Annotated in this window: 23 protein-coding genes; 9 read left to right on the top strand and 14 right to left on the bottom strand. The window is 73.1% G+C overall.

What is annotated here, in order from left to right:
- Positions 1–53 precede the first annotated feature (53 nt).
- From Q0994_RS09045 to Q0994_RS09035, 3 genes are all read right to left on the bottom strand, one after another.
- Positions 54–374 (bottom strand): CDGSH iron-sulfur domain-containing protein, encoded by a 321-nt coding sequence (locus tag Q0994_RS09045; RefSeq protein WP_299531378.1) that lies wholly within the window; start codon positions 372–374, stop codon positions 54–56.
- Positions 358–1053, bottom strand: a complete 696-nt coding sequence (locus Q0994_RS09040) for a HemK2/MTQ2 family protein methyltransferase (protein WP_299531377.1) — start codon at positions 1051–1053, stop codon at positions 358–360. Before Q0994_RS09040 ends, Q0994_RS09045 begins: the two co-directional genes overlap by 17 nt.
- Before the next feature lie 243 nt (positions 1054–1296).
- Positions 1297–2760, bottom strand: coding sequence for an MFS transporter (locus Q0994_RS09035; RefSeq protein WP_299531376.1), 1464 nt, complete (start codon positions 2758–2760; stop codon positions 1297–1299).
- 181 nt (positions 2761–2941) lie between these two features.
- On the opposite strand from Q0994_RS09035, the gene Q0994_RS09030 reads away from it, so the two are divergent.
- Both Q0994_RS09030 and Q0994_RS09025 read left to right on the top strand, forming a co-directional pair.
- On the top strand, positions 2942–3589 hold the full coding sequence (locus Q0994_RS09030) for a TetR/AcrR family transcriptional regulator (RefSeq protein ID WP_299532115.1): 648 nt from the start codon (positions 2942–2944) through the stop codon (positions 3587–3589).
- Positions 3590–3705: 116 nt separating this feature from the next.
- Positions 3706–4089: an SRPBCC family protein gene (locus Q0994_RS09025; RefSeq protein ID WP_299531375.1), complete on the top strand. Its 384-nt coding sequence runs from the start codon at positions 3706–3708 to the stop codon at positions 4087–4089.
- 45 nt (positions 4090–4134) lie between these two features.
- On the opposite strand, the gene Q0994_RS09020 is transcribed toward Q0994_RS09025, so the two are convergent.
- The 3 genes from Q0994_RS09020 to Q0994_RS09010 all read right to left on the bottom strand — a co-directional run bounded on the left by Q0994_RS09020 (position 4135) and on the right by Q0994_RS09010 (position 7160).
- Positions 4135–4692: a DUF3291 domain-containing protein gene (locus Q0994_RS09020; RefSeq protein WP_299531374.1), complete on the bottom strand. Its 558-nt coding sequence runs from the start codon at positions 4690–4692 to the stop codon at positions 4135–4137.
- 223 nt (positions 4693–4915) lie between these two features.
- Positions 4916–5203, bottom strand: coding sequence for a hypothetical protein (locus Q0994_RS09015; RefSeq protein WP_299531373.1), 288 nt, complete (start codon positions 5201–5203; stop codon positions 4916–4918).
- Between the two features lie 154 nt (positions 5204–5357).
- Entirely contained in the window at positions 5358–7160 is a 1803-nt protein-coding gene (locus Q0994_RS09010) for an NAD(P)/FAD-dependent oxidoreductase (RefSeq protein WP_299531372.1), read from the bottom strand.
- Between the two features lie 180 nt (positions 7161–7340).
- Here Q0994_RS09010 and Q0994_RS09005 point away from each other — a divergent pair, with 180 nt between their 5' ends.
- Positions 7341–8363, top strand: coding sequence for an SMP-30/gluconolactonase/LRE family protein (locus Q0994_RS09005; RefSeq protein ID WP_299531371.1), 1023 nt, complete (start codon positions 7341–7343; stop codon positions 8361–8363).
- A gap of 114 nt (positions 8364–8477) precedes the next feature.
- Here Q0994_RS09005 and Q0994_RS09000 read toward each other — a convergent pair whose 3' ends face one another.
- On the bottom strand, positions 8478–9074 hold the full coding sequence (locus Q0994_RS09000; protein ID WP_299532113.1) for a TetR/AcrR family transcriptional regulator: 597 nt from the start codon (positions 9072–9074) through the stop codon (positions 8478–8480).
- A gap of 227 nt (positions 9075–9301) precedes the next feature.
- On the opposite strand from Q0994_RS09000, the gene Q0994_RS08995 reads away from it, so the two are divergent.
- The 5 genes from Q0994_RS08995 (at position 9302) to Q0994_RS08975 (ending at position 15569) form a co-directional block, all read left to right on the top strand.
- A complete protein-coding gene (locus Q0994_RS08995) occupies positions 9302–10528 on the top strand; it encodes a cytochrome P450 (RefSeq protein WP_299531370.1) in 1227 nt (408 codons plus the stop codon).
- 196 nt (positions 10529–10724) lie between these two features.
- Positions 10725–11477, top strand: coding sequence for a hypothetical protein (locus Q0994_RS08990; RefSeq protein WP_299531369.1), 753 nt, complete (start codon positions 10725–10727; stop codon positions 11475–11477).
- Between the two features lie 325 nt (positions 11478–11802).
- Positions 11803–13221: a family 2B encapsulin nanocompartment shell protein gene (locus Q0994_RS08985; protein WP_299531368.1), complete on the top strand. Its 1419-nt coding sequence runs from the start codon at positions 11803–11805 to the stop codon at positions 13219–13221.
- A 107-nt stretch (positions 13222–13328) separates the two neighbouring features.
- A complete protein-coding gene (locus tag Q0994_RS08980; protein WP_299531367.1) occupies positions 13329–14639 on the top strand; it encodes a family 2 encapsulin nanocompartment cargo protein terpene cyclase in 1311 nt (436 codons plus the stop codon).
- Between the two features lie 84 nt (positions 14640–14723).
- A complete protein-coding gene (locus tag Q0994_RS08975) occupies positions 14724–15569 on the top strand; it encodes a geranyl diphosphate 2-C-methyltransferase (protein WP_299532111.1) in 846 nt (281 codons plus the stop codon).
- 154 nt (positions 15570–15723) lie between these two features.
- On the opposite strand, the gene Q0994_RS08970 is transcribed toward Q0994_RS08975, so the two are convergent.
- Positions 15724–16626, bottom strand: coding sequence for an RNA polymerase sigma factor SigF (locus Q0994_RS08970; RefSeq protein WP_299531366.1), 903 nt, complete (start codon positions 16624–16626; stop codon positions 15724–15726).
- A 288-nt stretch (positions 16627–16914) separates the two neighbouring features.
- Between Q0994_RS08970 and Q0994_RS08965 the strand changes: the two genes are divergently transcribed.
- Positions 16915–17352, top strand: a complete 438-nt coding sequence (locus Q0994_RS08965; RefSeq protein ID WP_299531365.1) for a VOC family protein — start codon at positions 16915–16917, stop codon at positions 17350–17352.
- A gap of 88 nt (positions 17353–17440) precedes the next feature.
- On the opposite strand, the gene Q0994_RS08960 is transcribed toward Q0994_RS08965, so the two are convergent.
- The 6 genes from Q0994_RS08960 to Q0994_RS08935 all read right to left on the bottom strand — a co-directional run.
- Positions 17441–18085 (bottom strand): dihydrofolate reductase family protein, encoded by a 645-nt coding sequence (locus Q0994_RS08960; protein ID WP_299531364.1) that lies wholly within the window; start codon positions 18083–18085, stop codon positions 17441–17443.
- A gap of 167 nt (positions 18086–18252) precedes the next feature.
- On the bottom strand, positions 18253–19083 hold the full coding sequence (locus Q0994_RS08955) for a glycosyltransferase family 2 protein (protein ID WP_299531363.1): 831 nt from the start codon (positions 19081–19083) through the stop codon (positions 18253–18255).
- Positions 19074–20102 carry a glycosyltransferase gene (locus tag Q0994_RS08950; RefSeq protein ID WP_299531362.1) on the bottom strand — a complete coding sequence of 343 codons (1029 nt, stop codon included), beginning with the start codon at positions 20100–20102 and terminating at the stop codon, positions 19074–19076. Before Q0994_RS08950 ends, Q0994_RS08955 begins: the two co-directional genes overlap by 10 nt.
- Positions 20099–21169 (bottom strand): glycosyltransferase, encoded by a 1071-nt coding sequence (locus tag Q0994_RS08945; RefSeq protein WP_299531361.1) that lies wholly within the window; start codon positions 21167–21169, stop codon positions 20099–20101. Before Q0994_RS08945 ends, Q0994_RS08950 begins: the two co-directional genes overlap by 4 nt.
- On the bottom strand, positions 21166–22275 hold the full coding sequence (locus Q0994_RS08940; RefSeq protein WP_299531359.1) for a glycosyltransferase: 1110 nt from the start codon (positions 22273–22275) through the stop codon (positions 21166–21168). The genes Q0994_RS08945 and Q0994_RS08940 overlap by 4 nt, the downstream gene beginning before the upstream one ends.
- Positions 22276–22677: 402 nt before the next feature.
- On the bottom strand, positions 22678–24303 hold a 1626-nt coding region (locus Q0994_RS08935), incomplete at its 5' end, for a catalase (RefSeq protein WP_299531358.1).

Genomic DNA, 24303 nt, shown 5'->3' with positions numbered 1-24303 from the left:
GTCCGGACGCTCCGGGCCGGGGGCCTGCCTCGCGGTGGGGGACGTGGTCTGTTTCACGGTGCGGAATCCTCCTCGTCGGCGGCGCTCACGTCGGGCCGGCGCCCGGCGGGCGCGGACGCCCGTGTGCGCCGGCGGTGGCTGGTGTCGCACCACGGGTAGGTGCGGCTGCGGCGGCAGGTGCAGACCGCCACGGTGAACCGGTCGGACGTGACCGTCCGCCCGTCGGGCGTCCGCATCGTCACGGGGCCCTCGACCAGCACCGGACCCTCGGGGTCCACGGTGACCAGACGGGCGCGGCTTTCGCTGCCCCCCGCCCCGGTGCCGCCCGCCCCCGGCGCCGCCGCTTCCCCGGTCCCTTCAGCCCTTTCGCGCACGGATGATCACCAGTTCCTCGGTGTTCGCGCCCGCGGGCAGCAGCCCGCGGTCGTGGAGCCAGTCCAGTCGTCCCCGCAGCACCGGCCCGAACGGGATGGAGATCCGCTCGCCGACCGACGCGCTCAGACCGGCGCGCTCCAGGCGGCGCACGGTCTCCTCGGGGCGGCTGAGCGCGGAGTGCACCATCAGCAGCAGTCCGCCGGACCGCAGCGCGTCGGGCGCCGTGTCGCAGATGCGGTCGAGCAGCGCCCTGCCGTCCCGCCCCGCGTCCCAGGCCCGCTCCGCGCCGTGCCGGGGGAGCGCGGCGCGCGGCACCGGGACGTAGGGCGGATTGCTGATCACCGCGTCGAAACGGCGGCCGGGCAGCGCGGCGAGCAGGTCGCCCCGGTGCACCGAGACCCGCAGCCCGGCGAGCGAGGCGTTCAGCCGTGCCGTGGCCACCGCCCGCCGGCTGATGTCGACCGCCGTCACCCGCGCACCGAGCCGGGCTGCCCGCAGGGCGAGGGCGCCGGTCCCGGTGCACAGATCGAGGACGTCCATGCCGGGTCCGATGCCCTCGCGGCGCAGGGCGCCGGCCAGGAAGTAGCTGTCGGCCTGCGGGGCGTACACCCCTGGAAGCCGGACGATTCTTCCGGGCCGCAGCGGCGCCTCGCCGCGGCCCACCGTGACGCTGCTCATACGACGTCCTCTCCCTCGGCCGGCCGCGCGTCCCGGCGCGGCCGGCAAGCCATGCAAGCCATGCAAGCCATGCAACTCACTGCCCCGACCTGTGGCGTCGTTCGTCCGCCGGGCGTCGGGGGGGCCTTTGGCGATCAGCCTCGGCCACCCGCTTGTGCCCGTCGATCACGCGGGTACGCCTCCCTGTCCGGGGCCGGCACCCCGGCCGTACGGCAAGCCCTGTCGGCCGCCGGATCCGGAGGATCAGGCATGCTCCTCCGTGGAGCGGGAGTCGGTGAGGCTGAGCGCGCCGCCCGCCGCGATCAGGCCGACGACCACCGCCAGCACGGCGTAGGTGACGCGCTCGCCGTGGAAGAACGAGGCGACCAGCGAGTCGCTCCAGGTGCCCGCGGGGAGTCGGGTGGTGACGAGGGCGGCGATCAGGGTGCCGACCACGGCGGTGCCGACGCTGCTTCCGACCTCCTGGGCGGTGTCGTTGAGGGCGGTGCCGATGGACGTGCGGTTGGCCGGCATGGCCTCCACGAGGGCGATGGCGCAGATGGTCATGACGGTGCGCAGACCGATGGTCATCACGACCATGCAGACCGCGATCGCGGCGTACCCGTGGTCCACGCCCCACGCCAGACCGGCCAGCGAGCCGGCCATGCAGACCGCGCCGACCAGGCAGGCGACGCGGTGGCCGAACCTGGCCGCGAGCCACTCGGACAGCGGGGTCGCGGCGATCATGGTGACGATGAGCGGCAGATTCGCCAGGCCGGCCCGCACGGGGCTCCACCCGTAGGCGTACTGGAAGTGCAGGATCAGCCCGAACATCACGGCGGACATGGCGATGGCGGTGCCGATCTGGGCGATGGCCGCGCCGCGGACGGTGCCGTGGGAGAACAGGCGCAGGTCCAGCATGGGCGCGGCGCTGCGGCGCTCGTGCCGGACGAAGGCGAGGCCCGCGGCGACGGCGCCGAGGACCGAGGCCAGCGTGGCCACGGAGAGCCAGCCGTGCTCGACACCGCTGGTCAGCGCGTAGCAGGCGAGGCCGATGGCGGAGACGCTCAGCACGGCTCCGGGCAGGTCGAGCCTGTCGCGGGTCAGGTCCTGCGGGCGGTCGGCCGGGACACCGAGGCGGACGCCGATGGCGGCGATCAGGGCGATCGGGGCGTTGACGAGCAGCAGCCACTGCCAGCGCACGTGGGCCAGGGCGGTGCCGCCGAGCAGCGGGCCGAGGACGAAGCCGGACATGCCGACGACGATCATCAGCGTCATCGCGCGCATCCGCAGCGCCTTGTCGTCGAACAGCCGGAAGACCAGGGCGTTGGTGATGGGCGCCATGGCCGCCGCGGCGATGCCGAGCCCGGCGCGCAGCGCTATCAGCTGCCACGCGGTGCTGACGGCGGCGACGCCCAGGCTCAGCACGCCGAACACGGCGAGCCCGACCAGCAGCACGCGTCGGCGTCCCAGCCGGTCGGCCATCGATCCGGCGGTCAGGAGCAGGCCACCGAAGGTGAGGGAGTAGGCGCCGGTGACCCACTGCAGCGCGGTGGTGCCGCTGCCGCTGCCGAGGTCGCGGCCGATGGTGGGCAGCGCGATCGAGAGAAGGGTGTTGTCCACCATCTCGACGAAGAAGGCCAGACAGAGTGCGGCCAGGGGAATCCATGCCGCTCGCAGGGACGGATAGGTACGCGATGGGGCGGGCGCGGTGGCGGTCGTGGTCATGGCGAGCCTCCTTTCTCGGAACGCCGCCCCGTATAGAACGACGTTCGACTATGGAACGATGTTCGACAATAGAACCAGGTTCGATACTTGCGCAAGCTGTGGTTGGATGGGTGGCATGACAGGCCCGCGCACCCGACCCGCCGACCGCCCCTCCGGGGGGCGCCGGCGCGCCTCGCACTCCATCGAGGCCGTCCTCTCCGCTGCCGTGGCCCTGCTCGACGAGGCGGGCGAGCCGGCCCTGACCCTCCGTGCCCTCGCGGCCCGCCTCGGGACGGGCGTCGGCAGCGTCTACTGGTACGTCTCGGGCAAGGACGAACTGCTCGAACGCGCCATCGACCATGTGCTCGGTGGCGTGCTGGCCGACGTGGAACGGCAGGCCGACGGCGAGGACCCGATCGACGACCTGCGCATGATCGCGGTCAAGCTGTTCGACGCGATCGTGGACCGGCCCTGGCTGGGCGGGCACTTCATGCAGAACTCCGACATCCAGGGCAACTCCCTGCGCCTCTACGAGAAGCTGGGGCGCCAGACGCTGCGGCTCGACCTCACACCGCGGCAGCGGTTCCACGCCGTCACGGCGATCTTCAGCGTGGTGATCGGCAACGCCGCCGACATGGGGCAGGAGCCGCCCCAGGAGGTGCTCGACGGCCTGGTCGGCCGTGACGAGTTCCTCGGCCGTTACGCCGAGCGGTGGCGGGCCCTCGACGCCGAGGAGTATCCGTTCATGCGCAGCATCGCCGACGAGTTCGAGGGGCACGACGACAAGGAGCAGTTCCTCGCCGCGCTGGACCTGATGCTGGCAGGGCTCCGCCTCCGGGTACGCGGCTGACCGTGCCGCCGGGGCGGAGAGCGCTGCCGGGCCGCGGGCCGGCGTGCCCGGCTCCGACGCCCCCGCACCGCCTCCACGACGAGCGGTTGGCGCCCCGCCGTGAGCATGCTGGGGGGATGAGAGTGACGGTGCGCGCCGCGGGCGCGGCGGACGCGGGGACGGTCTGGCAGCGGTACGTCCGGACGGCGGCCTGGCCCTCCTGGTCCCCGCAGATCAGGGCGGTGGAGGCGGAGGACGAGCTGCGGGCGGGCATGCGCGGCCAGGTGGTGCCGGTGCTTGGGCCGCGCGTCGACTTCGTCGTGGACGCCGTCGACCCGGAGGCGCTCACCTGGCGCTGGCGGGTCCGTGTGGGACCCGTCCGGATGTCCCTGTGGCACGCCGTACGACCCCGTACACCGTCGGGTGCGACGACCGAACTGGTCATCGACGGCTCCGCCCCGGTCGTCCTGGCCTACACCCCGTTGGCCCGCCTCGCCCTGCGGCGGCTGGTGCGTCCGTGAGGCGTGCCCGCGGTCGTGGTCCGGCCGGCGACGGCTCCCGCGTGCTCAGCGCGCCGCTTCGGTCTCCGGCCCGGTCCCGCGCAGCCCGGTCGGCACCCCCTCCGGGGTGAACGGGCGGTGGAACGGGAAGGCGCGGGGCGTGGGACCGCCGTCGTGGAGGTCCTCCAGCCGGGAGACCCCGTCCTGCCAGGTGGGCGTCACGCCGTCGGGGACCCACCAGAACGCATGACTCGGGTGTCCTCCCCTCTCGAACCAGTCGGCACGCCTGTTCAGCGCCTCCCGGTGCAGGCCGGTGTAGACGGCGTCGAAGGCGGGACGCAGACCGGTCCAGAGCGAGAGGGTCGCGGCGAGCGCGGTGGTCTCGGCCGTACGGCCTTTGTCGTACCAGGCCGGTACGGTGAACGCGCCCCAGGCGCCCCAGTCGAGGTCGAAGACCGTTCCCCGGGAGCCTTCCGCCGGTTCGGCGCGGGCGAGATGGCCGGGGGCCCGGTGCATCTTCCGGTAGACGGCCTCGCCGCGGTCGTGGAACTCGCGCGTGAGCGGCGCGGGATCGGCCAGCGGCGACTTCAGGACTCCGAAGGTGTACAGCGCAAGACGGGGCACGCGTCTCTCCTTGGTGGGGGCCCAGCCGTGCGGACCCGGTCCGGTGGCTCACGCACGCCGGCGACGGGGCGCGGGGCGTGACCAACTCCCGTGCGACCGTGGGTGATCGCCGGGGACCAGGTGAAGGTAGCCGCCCCGGCGACGACTGTCGACGTTGCGTTTTCCGCGCCCACGTGGCCTCGTCCTTGGGGCTGTGCGGCCCGACGACCGCCGTGGCCCGGGATCAGCCCAGTCCGCGGTGCGCGGACCACAGCGCCGCGGCACGGCCGGCCGCGGCGGTGATCAGGGCCGCCACATCGGGCCGGTCCGGCACCGGGAAGGAGACGTAGGCGCCCCGGCCGCCTCCGACGGGACGGCCGTAGGCCTTGGCGGCGAGACTGCCGTCCGGGAGCAGCCGGACGTTGAGCGTGGTGAGCGTGAACGTCTCGCCGCGCCGGGTGTCCGTCCACCGCAGGTGCTCGGGGATCGTCACGTTGATGGCCAGGGCGCTGACTTCCGGTTCGCTGCTCATGGCCGCATCCTTCCAGACGGTCCCTGCCGGGTGGCAGCCGTCGAACGGGCAGGCACCGAGCGGCGGCCGTGCCCGTGTCCGGTGCCGTGACCGGGGGCCGGGCGGAGGGCGCCACCGCGCGCGCGGTGCACCCCCCCCGGTCTCCCGGCAGGTGTTACGAGACGGTCCTCGGCCGCAGGACCTCGTCGAGGGACTTCTCGCGCCAGTCCCGCAGCAGGTCGTGGAAGGCGGCGGCCCCGTGCGGGTAGGCGCCGGCGCTGTTCGGCCGGCCGGCGCCCTCCCGGTTGTAGTAGCCGGGGGTGCACGCGGCGTGGAACCACTCGTGGTCCGGGGCGCCTTCGGACAGTACGGCCTGCCAGGCGTCCTCGGCCTCGCGCGACGGTTCGAGGAGTGCGTGCCCGGCCTCGGCGGCCGCGATCAGGGCGGCGGCGTGGACGGCCTGCTCGTCGAGGACGTGGGTGAAGTTCACGCTGCTGGCGTTGTGCAGCGATCCCATCCGCACCAGGTTCGGGAAGCCGTTGCTCGTGAAGCCGTGCAGGCTTCGCGGGCCCTCCTTCGCCCACGCGTGCAGCAACGGGACGCCCACCCGGCCGTGGACGGGCAGCTTGCCCGAGAGGATGCCGGACACCCCCACGGAGAACCCCGTGGCGAAGATCAGGCAGTCGAGCGGGTAGGTCACGCCGCCGACGACCACCCCGTCCTCGGTGACGCGCTCGATGCCGTGGGTGTCCGCGGTGTCGACCAGGGTGACGTTGTCGCGGTTGAAGGCGTCGTAGTAGGCGTCGGAGAAGGTGGGGCGCTTGCACGCGTACCGGTACCAGGGCTTGAGCTTCTCGGCCGTGGCGGGGTCGGTGACCGACTGCTCGACGCGGGAGCGCAGTTGGTTCATCTTCGCGGCGTCGGCCGCTTCGTAGGCGGCCTCGAAGGCATCGCCCCGGTCGGGACGGTGGAAGCTCGGCAGCAGCTTCTCCAGGAGCGCCGCCGACGCGGTCCAGCCGTCGGCGACCAGGTCGCGGTCGGCCCGTTCGCCGGAGACGATGCGCAGGAAGTTGTCGCGCCGCTCCCGGGCCCAGCCCTCCCGGTCCGCGCCGACGTCCTCGGCGGTGGTACGGACGTTGGCGCGGACGTCCACGCTGGAGGGGGTGCGCTGGAAGACGTAGACGTGCCGGGCGTCCTCGGCCAGCTTGGGGACGGCCTGCACGCCGGTGGCGCCGGTGCCGACGATGCCCACCCTCTTGTCGGCCAGGCCGGTCATGCCGCCGTCGGGGGTCCCGCCGGTGTAGGAGTAGTCCCAGCGCGAGGTGTGGAAGGTGTGGCCCCGGAACGTCTCGATGCCGGGGATGCCCGGGAGTTTCGGCTCGGACAGGGTTCCGGTGGCGGTGACCACGTAGGTGGCGTGGAAGGCGTCGCCGCGATCGGTGGTCACGGTCCACCTCTCCGACGTGTCGTCCCACACGAGCGACTCGGCCCCGGTGGAGAACAGCGCGTCCCGGTAGAGGCCGTACTTCTCCGCGATGCGCACCGCGTGGCGGCGGATCTCGTCGCCGGGGGAGTACTTCCACTCCGGCACGTAGCCGGTCTCGTCGAGCAGCGGCAGATACACGTGCGACTCGACGTCGCAGTGGATGCCCGGATAGCGGTTCCAGTACCAGGTGCCGCCGAAGTCACCGCCCCTCTCCACGATCCGGACCCGCTCCACCCCCTGCTGCCGCAGTCGCGCGCCGGCGAGGATGCCGCCGAACCCGCCCCCGATCACGGCGACGTCGACGGTGTCGCGCAGCGGCTCGCGTTCGGTCGTGCCGTCCACGTACGGGTCGGCGGCCCAGTATCCGAACTCGGCCTCGGTGGGCAGGTACTGGGCGGCGCCGTCGGGGCGCACGCGCCGTTCGCGTTCGAGGCGGTAGCGCTCCCTGAGGGCGTCCGGGCCGTGGGGGGCGGACGGTTGAGTGGTCGTCATGTGGGGGTCTCACTCCAATCGCTCGGCCGCCCCGGACCGGGCGGCCATGGGCTACCGTAACAACAACCGGACATTGCTGTCCGGTTGCGGATCGGGTGAACCGAGTCATCCGTGCACGGCCCCCCACGCCGTCCCCGCGGCACCCTCCCGGTGCCCGACGGCCCAACAGGAAGCGCCCCCATGCGACGAATCCCTGCCCTGTCCCTCGCTGCCGTCACCCTCGCCGGCGCCGTGACCCTGACCGCCTGCGGCACCGAGACCACCGGAGGGACGGCCGGCGCACCGGCCGCCGCCGGAGCGGACCGGACCCTGCGTGCCACCGAGGTCATGCGGGTCACCACCGTCCACCCTTCGACGGGGATGACCCTGCTCGAAGGCCCCACCTTCGACGCCGACGGCGCGCTGCACCTGGTCGACGTCACCGCCCCGGCGGGGGAGCCCAAGGTGCTGCGCGTCGACCTGAGGAAGAAGACCGCCCGCGGTGTCCACACCGACGCCCGCGGCGCCTACACCTCCGCGCAGTTCAGCCCGTACGACGGCCGCCTCTACCTCTCCGACTACGCCCACGGCGAGGTCGTGAGCACGGCCCCCGACGGCAGCGACCCGCGGACGTTCTTCGCCGGGAACGTGGACGGCGCGCCCATGAACCCCGACGACATCGCCTTCGACCGGGACGGCAACCTCTACCTCAGCGACTCCCGCGGCCTGTCCACGGGCGAGGACCGCGGCCGCGTCGTCCGCATCACCCGCGACGGCGAGCAGGCCACCGTCCTCGCCGACGGGCTCGCCGCGACCAACGGGATCTCCTTCGACGCGGACTACCGGGGGCTGTGGATCAGTGAACTGACGGAGAACCGGATCTCCTACCTCCGCCTCGACGCCGGTGGTGCGGTCACCTCCCGGCACACCGCGATCCGGGTGGACGGCGGGATCGCCCAGACCGACTCGATCGCCGTGGACGCCGCAGGCAACCTCTACCAGGGGCTGCACGGCCGGCCCGCCATGGCCGTCTACGACAAGCACGGCAAGCGCCTGGCCACGGTCGAGATCCCGGCGGGGACCGCAGGGCTCGAATCGGCGACCAACGTGGCCGTCACACCTGGCGGGACCACGGCGTACATGACGGTCAGCGGGCCGGCCGGCGGCTATCTGTACACCTTCGACGCACTGGCGAAGGGCGTCCGCCAGTCCAACGGCGGCTGAAAACGCGCGCCCCGGCGTCTGCGGACGCGTCTGCGGACGGCGGCCCGCGGCGCTCCGGCGCCGGGGCCCTGCCCGGAACCGAGGAAGCCCGCCGCAGCCGCGTCCGGGACCGGTTCAGCCCGTCGAGGGCCGCGGGCCGGTGTCGAAGGCGCGCACCGGCCCGACCTCGACGCCGAGCAGGCGCCAGGCCGACACCGCGCGGCGCTCCCGTGCCGCGCGGGTGGGGCCGGTGACGGCTCCGGAGACCATGGCGACGGCGAGCATCAGGTCGCTCCCGCAGGCCAGCGGATGCCCCGGCCCCAGATGGTCGCGCAGCGCCCTCTCGACCCGTGCCGAGAGGGCCATCGCGTACGGGAGGTCGTCGGGCCGCCCGACGACCCCGTGCGCGTGCAGCAGGCCCACGAACGCCGCCGACTCCGTCAGATGCCAGGTCAGCACCCCGAGCAGGCCGGCGAGGCGGGCGCCCTCGACCACGGCCGCCGCCTCGATCTGCCGGACGTTCTCCTCCAGGACCGCGCTCGCCACGGACGCCCGGTCGGGGAAGTGCCGGTACAGCACGCCCTGCCCGACCCCGGCCCGCCGGGCGATCGCCGACAGCGGTGCGTCGAGACCGTGCTCCGCGAACACCTCGCGGGCGGCCGCGACCAGCGCGTCCCGGTTGTGGGCAGCCCTTTTCGGCCCCTGGTTGGGGGGCCTTCTCTCGTCGGGCATATGCAGCGGGGCCACCACAAAAGGCTACCGCGCCGCCACGAGGGGTCGACGTCCGAACCCCGTGCCACCGTGCGGTGAGGAACCGCGCGGACGCGCCCGGAGCGCGTGACCCGTCGGCCGGAAACCCTCCCCGGGGGGTTCGACGGCGGGCCGTTCGCCCCTACCCTTCCAGGCGTTGCCCGTTCGGCGTCCGCCATCCCCCGGTCTCTGCCCCGCAGGAGTCACACGTGCCCCAGGCGTCCGCACCGCCCGACATCCTCTCGCCCGAGTTCGCCGCCGATCCGTACGCGGCCTACCGGATCATGCGCGAGAGCGCGCCCCTGGTCCACCACGAGGCGACCGGGAGCTACCTGGTCTCCCGGTACGAGGACGTCGAGCGCGTCTTCAAGGACCGGGCCCAGGAGTTCACCACCGACAACTACGACTGGCAGCTCGAACCCGTCCACGGCCGCACCATCCTCCAGCTCAGCGGCCGGGAGCACTCCGTGCGCCGGGCCCTGGTCGCCCCGGCCTTCCGCGGCGCCGACCTCCGGGACACGTTCCTGCCGGTCATCGAGCGCGACGCCCGCGAGCTCATCGACGGGTTCCGGCACACCGGCGAGGCCGACCTCGTCCAGGCGTTCGCCACGCGCTTCCCCGTCCTGGTCATCGCCGACATGCTCGGGCTCGACCGGAAGGACCACCGGCGCTTCCACGGCTGGTACACCAACGTCATCGCCTTCCTCGGCAATCTGGCCGGCGACCCGGCGGTCACCGCGGCGGGTGAGCGGACCCGCGTCGAGTTCGCCGAGTACATGATCCCGGTCATCCGGCGGCGTCGGGAGGCCCCCGGCGGCGATCTGCTCTCCAGGCTCTGCGCGGCGGAGGTGGACGGTGTGCGGATGAGCGACGAGGACATCAAGGCGTTCTGCAGCCTGCTGCTCGCGGCCGGCGGGGAGACCACCGACAAGGCCATCGCCTCCCTCTTCGCCAACCTGTTGGCCCACCCCGACCAGCTCGCCGCCGTGCGCGAGGACCGTTCCCTGATCGACCGGGCCTTCGCCGAGACCCTGCGCCACAACCCGCCGGTCCACATGATCATGCGGCAGACGGTGGGCGAGGTGGAGCTGTCGGGCGGCACCGTCCCGGCCGGCGCCACCGTCACCTGCCTGATCGGCTCGGCCAACCGCGACGCGGACCGGTACGCCGACCCGGACCGCTTCGACCTGTTCCGCGACGACCTCACCAGCACCACCGCGTTCTCGGCGGCCGCCGACCACCTGGCCTTCGCGCTGGGCCGGCACTTCTGCGTCGGGGCGCTGCTGGCCCGCGCGGAGATCGAGACCGGGGTGAACCAGCTCCTGGACGCCATGCCGGACCTCCGCTTCGCCGACGGCTTCAGCCCGGTCGAGGAAGGCGTCTTCACCCGCGGTCCGGCGTCTCTCCCGGTCCGGTTCACACCGGTGGGCGGCTGAGACCAGGACGACGCGAGGCGGACGGGGCGCGCCGCGGGACCGGCTGCCGACCGCGCCGCGCCCTGTTCGCCGTGCGGTCCCGGAGGCAGAATGACGTGACTGCGTCCAACCGGCCACCCCGGAGACCCCGTCGCCCGTGCGGCGGGCTGTCGGCGGTGAGCGGCGGTTGTCGGTGTTGCCGGCGGGGGAGGCTCGGATGGCCGTGTTCTGGTGGGTCGTCGGACCCGTGGTGGCGGCGGTGGGGTGCTGGGCGCTCCTGAGAGCCTGCCGCTTCCCCGGCGGATGGGGGTACGCGTTCGGCCCGGCGCGCCGGGCTGTCCGGCAGCCCCTGCGGGACGCCCGCGGCGAGGTGCGCACGCTGCTGCGCGCGGCACGCCGCGAGCGGTGGCGGGCGCGGGCCGGGGTGCTGCGCGCCGAATGGTCCTACCGGCGCCGGATCCGCCGGACGGAAGCCAGGCTGCGACGCCTGGCCGTCCCGCAACGCGGTTCTAAGATCGCACAGTTGGGCGGAGTGGTCCTGCACCGGGGATCCGTCCTGATGTCCGGCGACGAACTGCCGCTGGCCGGCGCCGAGGTCCGCTTCGTGCGCGGCGGCGCGAAGAACATGTCGTACGTGTACGTCACCCACCCCGACGGGCGGGAGCGGGTGCAGCCCTACGAGGGCGAGGAGTTCCCCGAGGACGCCGTCCGCGGGTTCAGCGTCCGGATCAGGAAGGCCGCCGCCGCGGCGGAACGGCGGCAGAAGCGGCGCGCGGGCGGCATTCGGGCGCTGGAGGCGCAGGTGCGCGAAGCCCGTGGGGCGACCGGTCCGGTGGTGTCGGCGCGGCAGCGGCTGAAGCGGATCACCGCCGACCACGGCGAGGATCCGAGGGTCCCGCGCGCACGGACCGCCCTCGACGAGGCCCGGGACGACTGGCGGAAACTGACGGGTCGCCGACCGCTGCGGTGAGCGCGCCCCGGCGGTGAGCCGCACGGTGACGGCCGGCGCGGACGGCCGACCGGTCGGGGCGCGGGGACCCGGACGCCGGGCCCCGGGCCGAAGGCCTCCGGCACGCGCCGCCGCCCTGTGCCCGTTCTATAGCCTGACAAACATTCTGCGCCCGCGATCATCGCATCGAGTTAACGTCGACGGCTTCCCTTGGTCCGGGGGGCGGAGCGGCCGTTACTGTCCTCCTGGATCTGAACGGTTCCGCTGCGTATATCCCCTTTCCCTCCTGTTGCCCCGGTGACGCCCCGTACGGGCGCCCCTGCCCTGACCAAGGAGACCCTGCTCGATGACAGTTGACCAGACGAGCGCCACGACGGGTGTGGAGCTGCCCCGGCAGCAGTCCAGCCTGAGCACGGCGGCCGCCCGCAACCTGGCCTCCACGACCAAGTCCGCGCCGCAGATGCAGGAGATCACCTCCCGCTGGCTGCTGCGCATGCTCCCGTGGGTGGAGACCAAGGGCGGCGCCTACCGGGTGAACCGTCGCCTCGCCTACACCGTCGGTGACGGCACCGTCGAGTTCGTCCAGGACGGTGCCCGGGTCCGGGTCATCCCGCGTGAGCTGGGCGAACTCGCCCTGCTGCGCGGCTTCGACGACGTGGACGTGCTGACCGCCCTCGCCGACCGCTGCGTCCAGCGCGACTTCGGCGCGGGGGAGACGCTCGTCGAGCGCGGGGCGCCCGCGGACCGGCTCCACCTGATCGCGCACGGCCGCATCGGCCAGACCACCGTGGGCAGTTACGGCGACGAGGTCACCCTGGACGTCCTCGCCGACGGATCGCACTTCGGCGAGCACGTCCTGCTGGACGAGGACGCCCGGTGGGAGAACACGGTCACCGCCGAGACCTCGGGCACGCTGCTCACCCTGTCGCGCGCCGACTTCGCGTCCGTGCTGGACGGAGCGCAGAGCCTGCGGGAGCACGTGGAGGCGTACACCACCCTCGCCGGCCGGCGGCAGAACCACCGCGGCGAGGCCGAGATCTCGATGTCGGCCGGTCACAGCGGCGAGATCGAACTGCCCGGCGCCTTCGTGGACTACGAGCCGAACCCGCGCGAGTACGAACTCTCGGTCGCGCAGACCATCCTGCGCATCCACACCCGGGTCGCCGACCTCTACAACGGGCCGATGAACCAGACCGAGGAACAGCTCAGGCTCACCATCGAGGCGCTGCGCGAGCGCCAGGAGCACGAGCTGATCAACAACCGGGAGTTCGGCCTGCTCCACAACGCCGACTTCAAGCAGCGCATCCAGCCGCACGCCGGCCCGCCCACCCCGGACGACATGGACGAACTGCTCTGCCGGCGCCGCGGCACCACGTTCTTCCTCGCGCACCCCAAGACGATCGCGGCGATCGGTCGCGGCTTCAACGCGCGGGGGATCTACCCGGACCACGTGGACCTCGGCGGCCAGCGGGTCCCCGCCTGGCGCGGGGTGCCGATCCTTCCGTGCGGCAAGATCCCCATCACCAAGGAGAAGACCAGCTCGATCCTGGCCGTGCGTACGGGCGAGGAGAACCAGGGCCTCGTCGGACTCCGCCAGACCGGGCTGCCGGACGAGTACGAACCGGGCCTGTCGGTCCGCTTCATGGGCATCGACGAGAAGGCCATCATCTCCTACCTCGTCAGCACCTATTACTCCGCCGCCATCCTCGTGCCCGACGCGGTCGGCGTGCTGGAGAACGTGCAGATCGCCCACTGGCCCAGGTAGCGGCCCCGGCCCCCGACGGAACGGCGCGACGCCCGGAGCCCTCCGGGGCGGTCGCGCACGTCCGGGAGCCGCAGGAACGAGCCGCCCACCCCACCGAGGAGCCCTGGATGCCCCCGCCCGAGCTGCCACCGCCGCAGTCGCACCTGCCGGAAGCAGCCGCCCGCTTCGGAGCGCACGTACTCGCCTCCGCGGCGGCGGCCCTCCACGACACCGGGTCCGCCGCCGGCGGCGGCCCCTCCGCGGGCCCCCTGCCCGGCCCGCCCCCGGTCCCCGTACCCGTCCCGCCCGCCGCCGTCCCCGCCACCGCCCCGGCGGCCGGGGCGCCGAACGCCGCACTGGAACGCCTCCTGCGCGGTCCGAACGGCCTCGGCACGGCGGGTCTGCGGCTCAGCCTCCGCGAGGAGCCGCCGCCCGCGGGCCCGTCCGCGGACGCGGCGGAGGGCAGGCCGGTCCCCGGCCTCTACTTCCATGCGGTTCCGGAACCCGACCCGCAACGGGTCGAGGAGATCGGGCGCAGGATCAAGTCCTGGGCGCTGGACGAGGTCAGCCTCTTCCCCGACGAGTGGGAAGACCAGTTCGACGGCTTCTCCGTGAGCCGTTACATGGTCGCCTGCCACCCCGACGCACCCGACGTCGACCACCTGATGCTCGCCACCCGCCTGATGGTGGCCGAGAACGCGGTCGACGACTGCTACTGCGAGGACCACGGCGGCTCGCCCGTCGGCCTCGGCGAACGCCTGCTGCTCGCGCACACCGCCCTCGACCCGCTGCACACGACCGACGAGTACCGGCCTGACTGGGCGCAGTCGCTCCACTCGGACGCGCCCCGGCGCGCCTACCGCTCCGCCATGGAGTACTTCGCCGGCGCGGCGAGCCCCTCCCAGACGGACCGGCTGAGGCACGACATGGCCCGGCTGCACCTGGGGTACCTCGCCGAAGCGGCCTGGGCGCAGTCGGACCGCGTACCGGAGGTGTGGGAGTACCTCGCGATGCGCCAGTTCAACAACTTCCGGCCCTGCCCGACCATCACCGACACCGTCGGCGGCTACGAACTCCCCGCGGACCTGCACGCCCGGCCCGCCATGCAGAAGGTCATCGCACTCGCCGGCAACGCGACGACCCTGGTCAACGACCTGTACTCGTACACCAAGGAACTCGACGCACCCGGCCACCACCTGAACCTCCCCGTCGTGATCGCGGAGCGCGAGAACCTCTCCGAACGGGACGCCTACCTGAAGTCGGTGGAGGTCCACAACGACCTCATGCACGCCTTCGAGAACGAGGCCGCCGCCCTGGCCGCCGACTGTCCCGTCCCGCAGGTGCAGCGCTTCCTGCGGGGCGTGGCCGCCTGGGTCGACGGCAACCACTACTGGCACCGGACCAACACCTACCGCTACAGCCTGCCCGATTTCTGGTAAGAGAGAATGGACCCGATCGTGACCGAGACCGATCCGAACCCCGCCACCGGCGTCACCGCCGGCGACCGCGCCACCTCCACCCCGCTGCGCATCCCCCGCCCGGCGACCCCCTACCAGGGCGACATCGCGCGCTACTGGGACGGGGAGGCGAGGCCCGTGAACCTGCGCCTCGGCGACGTCGACGGGCTCTACCACCACCACTACGGCATCGGGGAGGTGGACCGCGCCGCGCTGGGCGACCCCGAGGACAGCGAGAGCGAGAAGAAGCTGATCGCCGAACTCCACCGGCTGGAGTCGGCCCAGGCCGACGTCCTGCTGGGCCACCTCGGCGACATCGGGCCCGAGGACACCCTGGTGGACGCCGGCTGCGGCCGCGGCGGCTCGATGGTGATGGCGCACCAGCGCTTCGGGTGCACGGTCGAGGGGGTGACGCTGTCGGCGAAGCAGGCCGACTTCGCCAACGGCCGGGCCCGTGAACTGGGCATCGGGGACCACGTCCGCGCCCGCGTCTGCAACATGCTGGCCACCCCGTTCGAGACCGGTTCCGCCGCGGCCTCCTGGAACAACGAGTCGAGCATGTACGTCGATCTCGACGACCTGTTCGCCGAGCACTCCCGTGTGCTGAAGGTCGGCGGCCGGTACGTGACCATCACCGGCTGCTGGAACCCGCGCTACGGCCAGCCCTCGAAGTGGGTCTCGCAGATCAACGCGCACTTCGAGTGCAACATCCACTCCCGCCGGGAATACCTGCGCGCCATGGCCGACCACCGCCTCGTACCGCAGGCCGTCATCGACCTCACCCCCGACACCCTGCCCTACTGGGAGCTGCGGGCCACCTCGTCGCTGGTGACCGGCATCGAGGACGCCTTCATCAACTCCTACCGGGACGGTTCGTTCCAGTACCTGCTCATCGCGGCCGACCGGGTCTGACGGCCCGTCGTGCGGAGGGGCCCGTGCCGCGCGGCACGGGCCCCGTCCCGCTCCCTGCTCACGCCGGCCGAAGCCGGCCCTGCCCGCGACGGCGAAAAACCGCCGCCCCGCGCCGGTTCGGCGCGGGGCGGCGGTACATGCCGGGCGGGGTACGTCAGGCGACGACGCCCATACCGGTACGGAGCTTGCGCAGGATGCGGGTCAGGAGCCGGGAGACGTGCATCTGGGAGAGCCCCAGTTCGGCGCCGATCTGCGCCTGCGTCATCTCCCCGCCGAAACGCATCCGCACGATGAGGCGTTCGCGTTCGTCGAGCTGTTCCAGCACGGGGGCGAGGTCGTGGAGGTTCTCGAAGGTCTCCATGGCCGCGTCCCAGTCGCCCAGCACCTCGGCGTACCCCCGCTGGCCCTGGCCGTCGTCGCCGTCGGCGGAGGGGGTGTCGAGGGAACCGGCGGAGTAGCCGTTGGCGGCGACCAGCCCTTCGACGACCTCTTCCTCGCTCAGGTCGAGGTGGGCGGCGAGCTCCTTGACGGTCGGGTCCCGGTCCAGCCCGACCGAGAGGGTCTCTTTGGCCTTGGCCAGTTCGACGCGCAGCTCCTGGAGCCGGCGCGGGACGTGCACGGACCAGGTGGTGTCCCGGAAGAACCGCTTGATCTCGCCCACCACGTACGGGATGGCGAAGGTGGAGAACTCGACCTCGCGGGAGAGGTCGAAGCGATCGATCGCCTTGATCAGACCGATCGTGCCGACCTGGATGATGTCGTCGAGGTCGTCCCCGCCCCGGCTGCGGAACCGCTGGGCCGAGTAGTGGACCAGCGACAGGTTCATCTCGATGAGCGTGTTGCGGGCGTACTGGTGCTCGCGGGTGCCTTCCTCCAGGGTCTGGAGGCGGTCGAAGAACAGCTTCGACAGCGCCCGCGCGTCCTTCGGGGCGACCTTCCCCGCGTCCTCGATCCACGGCAGTTCCCGCGCCGTGTCACCGGAGCCGGTCCCGGTGAGGTCGTACGGCTCCGTGAGCACGTCGCTGTTCTCCCCGGCCCGCGCCGCCATTGCCGTCATGATCCCGCCCTTCTTCTCGTGCAGCGTTACGCGCGACCGTTTGCCCCGCATCCGCGCACTCATACCTCCTCGCCCGGAAAAAATCTGACGCGCCTTCGGCCGGCTCAGGCCGGACGACCTCGCCCCGGATGACTGCTGGTCACGGACGTGCGGGCGGGGCCCCTTCGCGTCTGCGGACCGCACGGCGGACGGCCGGCGCGAGGGCCGCCCCGCCGTGTCCGGTGCCCGTCGAACGGACCACTCTCTCACCCTGAGTCACCGGGCGGCCCGGCTCGGTAGCATGCGGCCATGGCCATCACACTTGAGAACGTCGGCATCGCCGTGCGCGACATCGAGGCAGCGATCTCCTTCTTCACCGATCTCGGCCTCACGGTCCTCGGCCGTGACACCGTCAGCGGCGACTGGGCCGACACCGCCGTCGGCCTCGACGGCAACCACGCGAAGATCGCGATGCTGGGGACCCCCGACGGCCACGGCCGCCTCGAACTCTTCGAGTACATCCACCCCGAGGCGATCGAGACGCAGCCCACCCGCCCCCATGAGATCGGCATGCACCGCGTCGCCTTCTCGGTCGACGACCTCGACGAAGCCCTCGCCGTCGCCGCGCGCCACGGATGTCACCCGCTGCGCGGTGTCGCGACCTACGAGGACGTCTACAAGCTCACCTACCTCCGCGGCCCCAGCGGCATCCTCGTGATGCTCGCCCAGGAGCTGACGAAGAACTGACACGGAGCGCCGCCCCCGCACGGGCAGCGGCACCGGCGGGGGAATGGGGCGGAGCACCCGGCCACATCGGCTCGCGGGAACCCCTTGCTCAGTGCTCTCTTCCGAGGCCCCGGTCGGGTGCGCTCATGTCGCCCGTTGCGGGAGAACCCCCGGCGAGTCCGTAGCGCAGGTACACGGTGCCCTTGGGGCTCGCCTCCGGGGGCGCGAGGAGTGTGACGTTGGCGGGTGCGGCTCCGTCGTCGAACACCTTCTTCCCGACGCCCAGCACCACCGGGTGCAGCCAGAGGTCGAGACGGTCGAAGAGCCTCTCGCGCAGGAGGGTCTGCACGAGATCCAGGCTTCCGACCACCTTCACGTGCTCGTGCCGTTCGCGGATCTCGCGGACCGCGTCCGCCAGGTCCGCGCCGAGGTGGGTGGATCCGGCCCAGGAGAGCTCGGGCTCGCCGCGGGAGGCCACGTACTTCGGGACGGCGTTGAAGAGCGTGGCGATCCCGTCGTCCTCGCCGCCCTCCTGACGGGGCCAGTACGCGGCGAAGATGTCGTACGTCCGCCGGCCGAGCAGGAGCGCGTCCGTGCCCTCGTACGCGGCCGCGATCTGGGCCCCGGCGACCTCGTCCAGCAGCGGCGCCTGCCAGCCGCCGTACGGGAATCCCCCCGGATCCTCGTCGGGGCCGCCGGGCGCCTGCCCGACGAGGTCGAGGGTCGCGAACATCTCGATGTGGATGAGGCCCATGGCGTGCTCCCGGTGCGGTCGGTTCGTCGCCTTTCAGGGATAGACCCGCAGAAGCCCGTCGACTCATCGCCACGCCGGAAACCGGTCCGCCCGGCGCACATCGGGGCCCCCGGCGCGCCGGGGGCGGATCTTCACGGATTCCGGACGAGGCCCGCGCCGGGCCGGGATCACGCCGTCCGGTCGACGGCGGACCAGGTGTCCGTACGGGGGTCGTGCCGCACGAGGCCGAGGCGGGCGAAGTCGCGCAGCCAGCCTTCCATCGGCCAGTTTCCCCAGCGCCGTCTGTAGAGGGCGCCGTTGCGCAGGATGTCGTCCAGGTGCTGCGTCGGGGGAGTGCGGGTGGGATGGTACTGGTGGTGGACGGGCGCGCCTCCCAGCCAGCGGAGCTCCACCCCGGCCCCCGCCGCCTGCATGGCGAAATCGGTGTCCTCGCCGCCGTATCCCTCGTACTCCTCGTGGAAGCCGCCGACGGTGCGCCAGGTCGCGGCCGTCAGGGCGAACGAGAGCGACCAGAACAGCAGGGGGTCACCGCCGCTCAGGACCTCGTCGTCGCCGGGGACCGGACGCGCCGGATGCGGGGACGCCAGAGCCGGGAGTTCGTCGAGGCGGTAGCCGTGCGCGGGGGGCGGCGGGAGGTAGCTGACGGTCCCGCAGAGCAGAGCCCCGTCGGCGGCGCAGCGGGCGTAACGGTCCAGGGTGCCGGCCCCGGGTACGCAGTCCACGTCGAGGAAGACCAGCAGATCGGCTCCCGCGTCCAGGGCCCGGCGCGCGCCCGCGTTGCGGGCGGCGGCGAGAGGCAGACGCCCGGGGGAGGGAACGGGGACCGCGACCGGATCGCCCGGACAGGGCTCCGGGGCGACCAGGAGAGCCGCCCGCGGGTCGTCCATGGTGACCACGACGTAGTGGTCGGGCGTCCGGGTGCCGGCCGCGAGCCCCGCCCGCTGGAGGGACAGGTGGTCGTGGCGCCCGGACACCAGGGTGATCACCGCTACACGCACAGGCCGTCCGCCTCCGGGGTCCGTGCGGCGAGCCGGTCCAGCAGGAGCGCGGCGTGCCGTGCACCGTCGCCGGGGGCCCAGCGGTCCCAGCGCTGCCCGGTGCGCACGGCCAGGTCCAGGACCTGCGGCCACTCGTCGGCCGGCGGCCAGCAGGGGCGCACCACGGCGAGCCCGGCGGTGTGCAGGGCGCGGGCGGTGGCGCGCTGTTCGTCGTGCGGCCGGTCCTGCGGGATCACGACGGCCGGACGCCGGGCGGCCGCGCACTCGGCGACCGCGTTCTGCCCGGCGTGGGTGACCACCACGTCCGCGGCCAGGAAACGGGGCCACGGGTCGGGGTCCCAGGGGCGGCCGGGGCCGCCGAGCACGTCCCACCGCCAGCCGGGGGAGGCGGCCGCGGCGCTCGTCAGCTGGGCGTCGCTGAGATCGCTGCCGCCCGCACCCTGGACGACCAGGACCCGACGCCGCCCGTCGCCCGCCCGGCTCCCCGCGCGGTCCCCGTCGTGCCGTCCGTCGTAACGGGAGAAGGCGCCGGTGTGCACGGTCTTCGCGCTCCACCGGGACGGCCAGCCGGGTTCCGGCAGGTCCGCCGGCCAGGGCGCCAGCAGCGCGTCGGCGATGTCGTAGCCCAGGCGGTGTGCGGCGTCGGAGCGGTCGCCGCGCATCGCGGCGACCACCACCGGGACGCCCAGCAGCCTCGCCAGCAGGGCGACCTCGACGGACACGTCGCTCACGAAGAGCGACGGCGCCGTGCGGGCGGTCCAGTCGGCGATCGCCCCCATGCGGTCCCGCAGCCCGCGATGGCGGGTGGGGACCCAGTGCAGCCGGCCGTTCGCGGTCGCGTCGGCTTCGGGGGCGCCGCCGTCCCCGGTGTCGAGAGGCAGCCGCACCCACGCACCGGGCCACCGTTCCGGCCGGGGCAGCGAGGAGAGGCCGGTGACCGGCGTGTCCGTGTGCCGGGCCACGCACAGGGCGCGGTGCAGGTGACCCCGCCCCCGGTGGTGCACGTAGTAGCCGATCATGACGTCAACTCCCGGTACAGGCTGGTGTAGAGGTCGGTCATGACGTCCAGGGAGCAGAAGCTCTCCGCCCTGTCCCGGGCCGCCCGGCGGTCCAGCCGGATCGTCTCCGGGATCAGGGCCGCGAGGGCGGCGGTGTCCTCGGCGGGTGCGAGCCTGCCGCACTCGGGGGTGAGGATCTCCGAGAGGGCGCCCCGGTCGAACCCGCACACCGGGGTGCCGCTCGCCAGCGCCTCGGCGACGACCAGGCCGTACGGCTCGTCCCAGCAGGGCGTGACCAGGGCGGCCGCCGATCCGCCCACCAGGGCGGCGAGTTCGCCGCGGCCGAGGTGACCGACGTAGTCGACGCCGTCGCCGAGCAGCGGTGCGACCCGTTCGTCGAAGTACGCGCGGTCGCCGACCGGCCCGGCCAGACGCAGCGGCACGGCGGCCTTACGCGCCGCCTCGATCGCGAGATGGGCGCCCTTCTCCGGCACCAGCCGCCCCGACCAGACCAGTCCGGAACCGCCGGGCCCGGGGGTCCACCGGGTCGTGTCCACCCCGTTGCGCACCACCCGCGCGGCGGGCACCAGCGGGCGCCAGGCACGGGCGGTGTGCGCGCTCACCGCGGTGAAGACCACCGGGCAGTGGTCCTGGGCCTGGACGGCCGACTCCAGCCACGGGGTGGGCGGGGTGTGCAGGGTCGTGATCACCGGGGCGTGCACCGCCGGTGCCATCGCGACCGGCAGGTGGTGGAGGCTGTTGTTGTGGACGACGTCGAACCGGCGGCCCGCGTCGCCCGCCAGCTCCAGCATCAGCGAGAGGTAGGCGTGGTGCTCGTCCATCCAGGACCCCGCCGGCATGCTGGCGTCGGCGCGGGCGGCACCGCTCAGCGACATCCGGCGCACCCGCAGCTCCCGTGCGCCGAGAGCCGGATCCGAACCACGGGCCGCGAACAGTTCCACCCGGTGTCCGCGCTGGGTCAGCGCCCGTACGAGAGACCAGGTGTGCGCCTCCAGCCCTCCGGCGAAGGGCTCCCTGATCGGGAACCTGGCCGACGCCACCACGGCGATCCGGAGCGATCCGCTCATGCCGTGAGGTCCTCGTAGAGGGCGCGGTGGGCGGCGGCGACGGCAGCGCGTTCCCGCATCCGCTCCGGTGCGCTCGCCCGCCACCGGGGCCGCTGCTCGTACGCCCGGACGACCGCGCCGCGCAGCGACTCGGGGTCCAGCCCGTGCCGCTCGTCGTTGCCGTACGACAGGCAGTCGCGCTGCTCGGCGTAGAAACCGCAGGTGGGAGCGGCGACCGTGGTCCCCAGGTCGTAGCACGCCTCCAGCCAACCGGAATGAGTACCCCACGTGTACGGCAGCACCGACAGGTCGAGAGAGGTCAGGTAGTCCCACAACTGGGCGTCGTCGAAGTAGTCGTGGACGTGCAGCGCGATGCGGCCCGCCTCGTGCAGCCGCTGGAGCGCGGCCATCAGCCCCGGGTCGTGCGCGTGGGCTTCCGGGTCGCCCACCTCGTGGTGGACGTCGACCCGCAGAACGGCTCCGGGGAGGTCGGCGACGGCTTCCGACACCGTCTGCACGACGGGCAGCACCGCCATGTTGGGGCGCAGGCTCTTGGCGTGCACACCCACGACGAAGCCGTCCCGGACCGGCCGGGGGCGCGTCAGATCGGGCTGCTCCACCACGTGCGGATGCGGCAGCACGGCCGCCGTGCGGCCCCAGACGTGCTCGATCGTCGCGGCGGCGCCGGGGGTGAGGGTGATGAGCCGGTCCGCGGCCGGGACCAGCACGTCCAGCGCGGCCCGGTGGGCCGCCGGATCCGGCTGGTGCGGGTTGCGCAGATCGTGGACCGTGTACACGAGCGGCTTGCGGTGCCGGCGCAGGGCGGCCACCAGTTCGGCGAGCTGCCGGGGGGTCTGGGCGTCGAAGCCGAAGTGCAGGTGGAACACGTCGAAGTCCCGGTGATGCGCGTCCACCCACGCGGGGTCGAGCATCACCGGCGGCCACCAGCGCTGGGACGTGCTGGGCGCGCCGTTCGGCCGGGGATCCGTGAGGCGGACCACCCCCTTGGACCCCGCGGGGTCCGCGCAGTGCCGTACGTAGACGTGGCCGGAAGGGACGGAGGCGACGCGCACCGTTCCACCGCGCCGCTCGTCCGCGGCGTCCGGGGTGACGATCTGCTGAACCATGGTGTCGGGCCTTCCGGACAGGCGTTCTTTCGGAACGTGGTGACCGTGGTGGTGGGGGAGACACGTACCGGTGTACCCGGGCTGCTGGGCGGTCCGGTGGCTGCGGCGGTCCGCCCGCACGTCCTGTCCTGGGTGGCGCCGTAACCCTTGTTCCGCATGGTAGGCAGCGCGCGTCGCGCGCTCCACCGCAACGGTGACCGCCTGTGACGGTCCGGGCGGGGAGCGGGGGCCGTGGTGACGCTGTACCGGGCGTACGTCAGGGCTACCGCGCGGGGGCCACGGGGCCGCTCGCCGTCAGGAGCGAGCGGCCCCGTGGCCCGGTCTCTTCCGTACCCGTAGTGCGCGGATCCGTGCCGTTCGGATCCGTGCGGTTCAGATTCGTGCCGTTCAGATCTGTGTCGTTCAGATCTGGGGGGTGAAGCGTTCCCAGGCGCGGTGGGTGCCGAGGTGGGTGGTGATCTGTTCCAGGACGGTGCTGCCGCTGTCTGCCGCGACGATGCCGGGGGCGTCGGTGGGGACGCCGGACAGGGCGAGGACGGCCTCGCCGCCGTTCCAGGCGCCGATCGCCTTGCCGTGCCGGAACGCCTCGTTCACCAGGAGCAGCAGGCGCGGGTCGGTGGCCGCCTCGTTCGCGGTGCCGGTGTTGTCGGCTTTCGCGTCGCGTGCGGCGGCGGCGTCGCCGCCGGGGGCGGGGGCGCCGGCGAGGAGGAGGGCGTCGAACTCGACGGAGCGGGCGGTGGCGAAGGTCCGCTGGACGGTGACCGGGTCACCGGCCGCGTCGAGCTTCCCGCCGGCCGGGGCGATGACGAGGGGGACCATGCCCGCGTCGAGGACGGCCTGGCGGACGGTGCGCACCCCGGCCAGGTCGGCGGCGTGGTCGGCGACGATGCCGATGATCCGCCCGTCCGGCGGCCAGACCTCCCCGACCTGGGACAGGGCCGGGCTCGGTGCCGGGTCGGCCAGGGGTTCCTGCGTGGTGGGAGTGGGCAGGCCGAGGCCGGTGGCGACCTCCGCGCACAGCTGCGGGTCGATCCTTGCGAGGACCGTCAGCGCGCGTTCCTTGACCGCCTGCTCGTAGCACTTGCCGAGCTCGAAGGTGTACGCGGCGACGATGTGGTCACGTTCCACCGGCGTCATGCTCAGCCAGAACTGGCGCGGCTGGCTGAAGTGGTCGTCGAACGACGCCGGCGCCTCACGGACCTTGGCGGCCGCCGCGACCGGGGCCGGGACCTCGACGAACGCGCCGGTGTCCGCGCCCGCCGTGAACGGGCAGCCCCCGTCCAGCGAGTTCGGCCGGTACGGTGCCACGCCCCGGTGCACGGCCGTCTGGTGCATGCCGTCGCGGAGCATGTCGTTGACCGGTGCGTGCGTCCGGTTGATCGGCAGCTGCGGGAAGTTGGGGCCGCCGAGCCGGGTCAGCTGGGTGTCGAGGTAGGAGAACAGCCGGCCCTGGAGCAGCGGGTCGTTGGTGACGTCGATGCCCGGCACCAGGTTCCCCACGTGGAAGGCGACCTGCTCGGTCTCGGCGAAGTAGTTCGACGGGTTCGCGTTCAGCGTCATCAGCCCGATCGGCTGCACCGGCGCCAGCTCCTCGGGCACGATCTTCGTCGGATCGAGGAGATCGATGCCCTCGAACATCTGCTCCTCGTTGTCCGGGAACGTCTGCACCCCGAGCTCCCACTGCGGGAACGCACCGGCCTCGATGGCGTCGGCCAGATCGCGGCGGTGGAAGTCGGGGTCCACCCCGGCCGCGATCTGCGCCTCCTCCCACACCAGGGAGTGCACCCCCAGCTTCGGCTTCCAGTGGAACTTCACCAGCGTCGAGGCCCCCTCGGCGTCCACGAGGCGGAAGGTGTGGACACCGAAACCCTCCATCATCCGGTAGGAACGCGGAATGCCCCGGTCCGACATGTTCCACAGCGTGTGATGGGTCGCCTCGGTGTGCAGGGTGACGAAGTCCCAGAACGTGTCGTGCGCGCTCTGCGCCTGCGGGATCTCCCGGTCCGGATGCGGCTTCCCCGCATGGAT

The sequence above is a fragment of the uncultured Streptomyces sp. genome, assembly GCF_947488945.1.
Lineage (GTDB): Bacteria > Actinomycetota > Actinomycetes > Streptomycetales > Streptomycetaceae > Streptomyces.
The sequence above is the reverse complement of the archived record's forward strand: the minus strand, read 5'-3'. Positions and strand labels throughout refer to the sequence as shown.

What these genes read in the sequence shown, in the direction of transcription:
- Q0994_RS08980 (WP_299531367.1), top strand. Translation starts at nt 13,329, where the DNA reads ATGCCCCCGCCCGAGCTGCCACCGCCGCAGTCGCACCTGCCGGAAGCA.
- Q0994_RS08960 (WP_299531364.1), bottom strand. Translation starts at nt 18,085, where the DNA reads ATGGGCCTCATCCACATCGAGATGTTCGCGACCCTCGACCTCGTCGGG.
- Q0994_RS09040 (WP_299531377.1), bottom strand. Translation starts at nt 1,053, where the DNA reads ATGAGCAGCGTCACGGTGGGCCGCGGCGAGGCGCCGCTGCGGCCCGGA.
- Q0994_RS08985 (WP_299531368.1), top strand. Translation starts at nt 11,803, where the DNA reads ATGACAGTTGACCAGACGAGCGCCACGACGGGTGTGGAGCTGCCCCGG.
- Q0994_RS09005 (WP_299531371.1), top strand. Translation starts at nt 7,341, where the DNA reads ATGCGACGAATCCCTGCCCTGTCCCTCGCTGCCGTCACCCTCGCCGGC.
- Q0994_RS09035 (WP_299531376.1), bottom strand. Translation starts at nt 2,760, where the DNA reads ATGACCACGACCGCCACCGCGCCCGCCCCATCGCGTACCTATCCGTCC.
- Q0994_RS08965 (WP_299531365.1), top strand. Translation starts at nt 16,915, where the DNA reads ATGGCCATCACACTTGAGAACGTCGGCATCGCCGTGCGCGACATCGAG.
- Q0994_RS09000 (WP_299532113.1), bottom strand. Translation starts at nt 9,074, where the DNA reads ATGCCCGACGAGAGAAGGCCCCCCAACCAGGGGCCGAAAAGGGCTGCC.
- Q0994_RS09015 (WP_299531373.1), bottom strand. Translation starts at nt 5,203, where the DNA reads ATGAGCAGCGAACCGGAAGTCAGCGCCCTGGCCATCAACGTGACGATC.
- Q0994_RS09010 (WP_299531372.1), bottom strand. Translation starts at nt 7,160, where the DNA reads ATGACGACCACTCAACCGTCCGCCCCCCACGGCCCGGACGCCCTCAGG.
- Q0994_RS08940 (WP_299531359.1), bottom strand. Translation starts at nt 22,275, where the DNA reads ATGGTTCAGCAGATCGTCACCCCGGACGCCGCGGACGAGCGGCGCGGT.
- Q0994_RS08945 (WP_299531361.1), bottom strand. Translation starts at nt 21,169, where the DNA reads ATGAGCGGATCGCTCCGGATCGCCGTGGTGGCGTCGGCCAGGTTCCCG.
- Q0994_RS08990 (WP_299531369.1), top strand. Translation starts at nt 10,725, where the DNA reads ATGGCCGTGTTCTGGTGGGTCGTCGGACCCGTGGTGGCGGCGGTGGGG.
- Q0994_RS08950 (WP_299531362.1), bottom strand. Translation starts at nt 20,102, where the DNA reads ATGATCGGCTACTACGTGCACCACCGGGGGCGGGGTCACCTGCACCGC.
- Q0994_RS08970 (WP_299531366.1), bottom strand. Translation starts at nt 16,626, where the DNA reads ATGACGGCAATGGCGGCGCGGGCCGGGGAGAACAGCGACGTGCTCACG.
- Q0994_RS09025 (WP_299531375.1), top strand. Translation starts at nt 3,706, where the DNA reads ATGAGAGTGACGGTGCGCGCCGCGGGCGCGGCGGACGCGGGGACGGTC.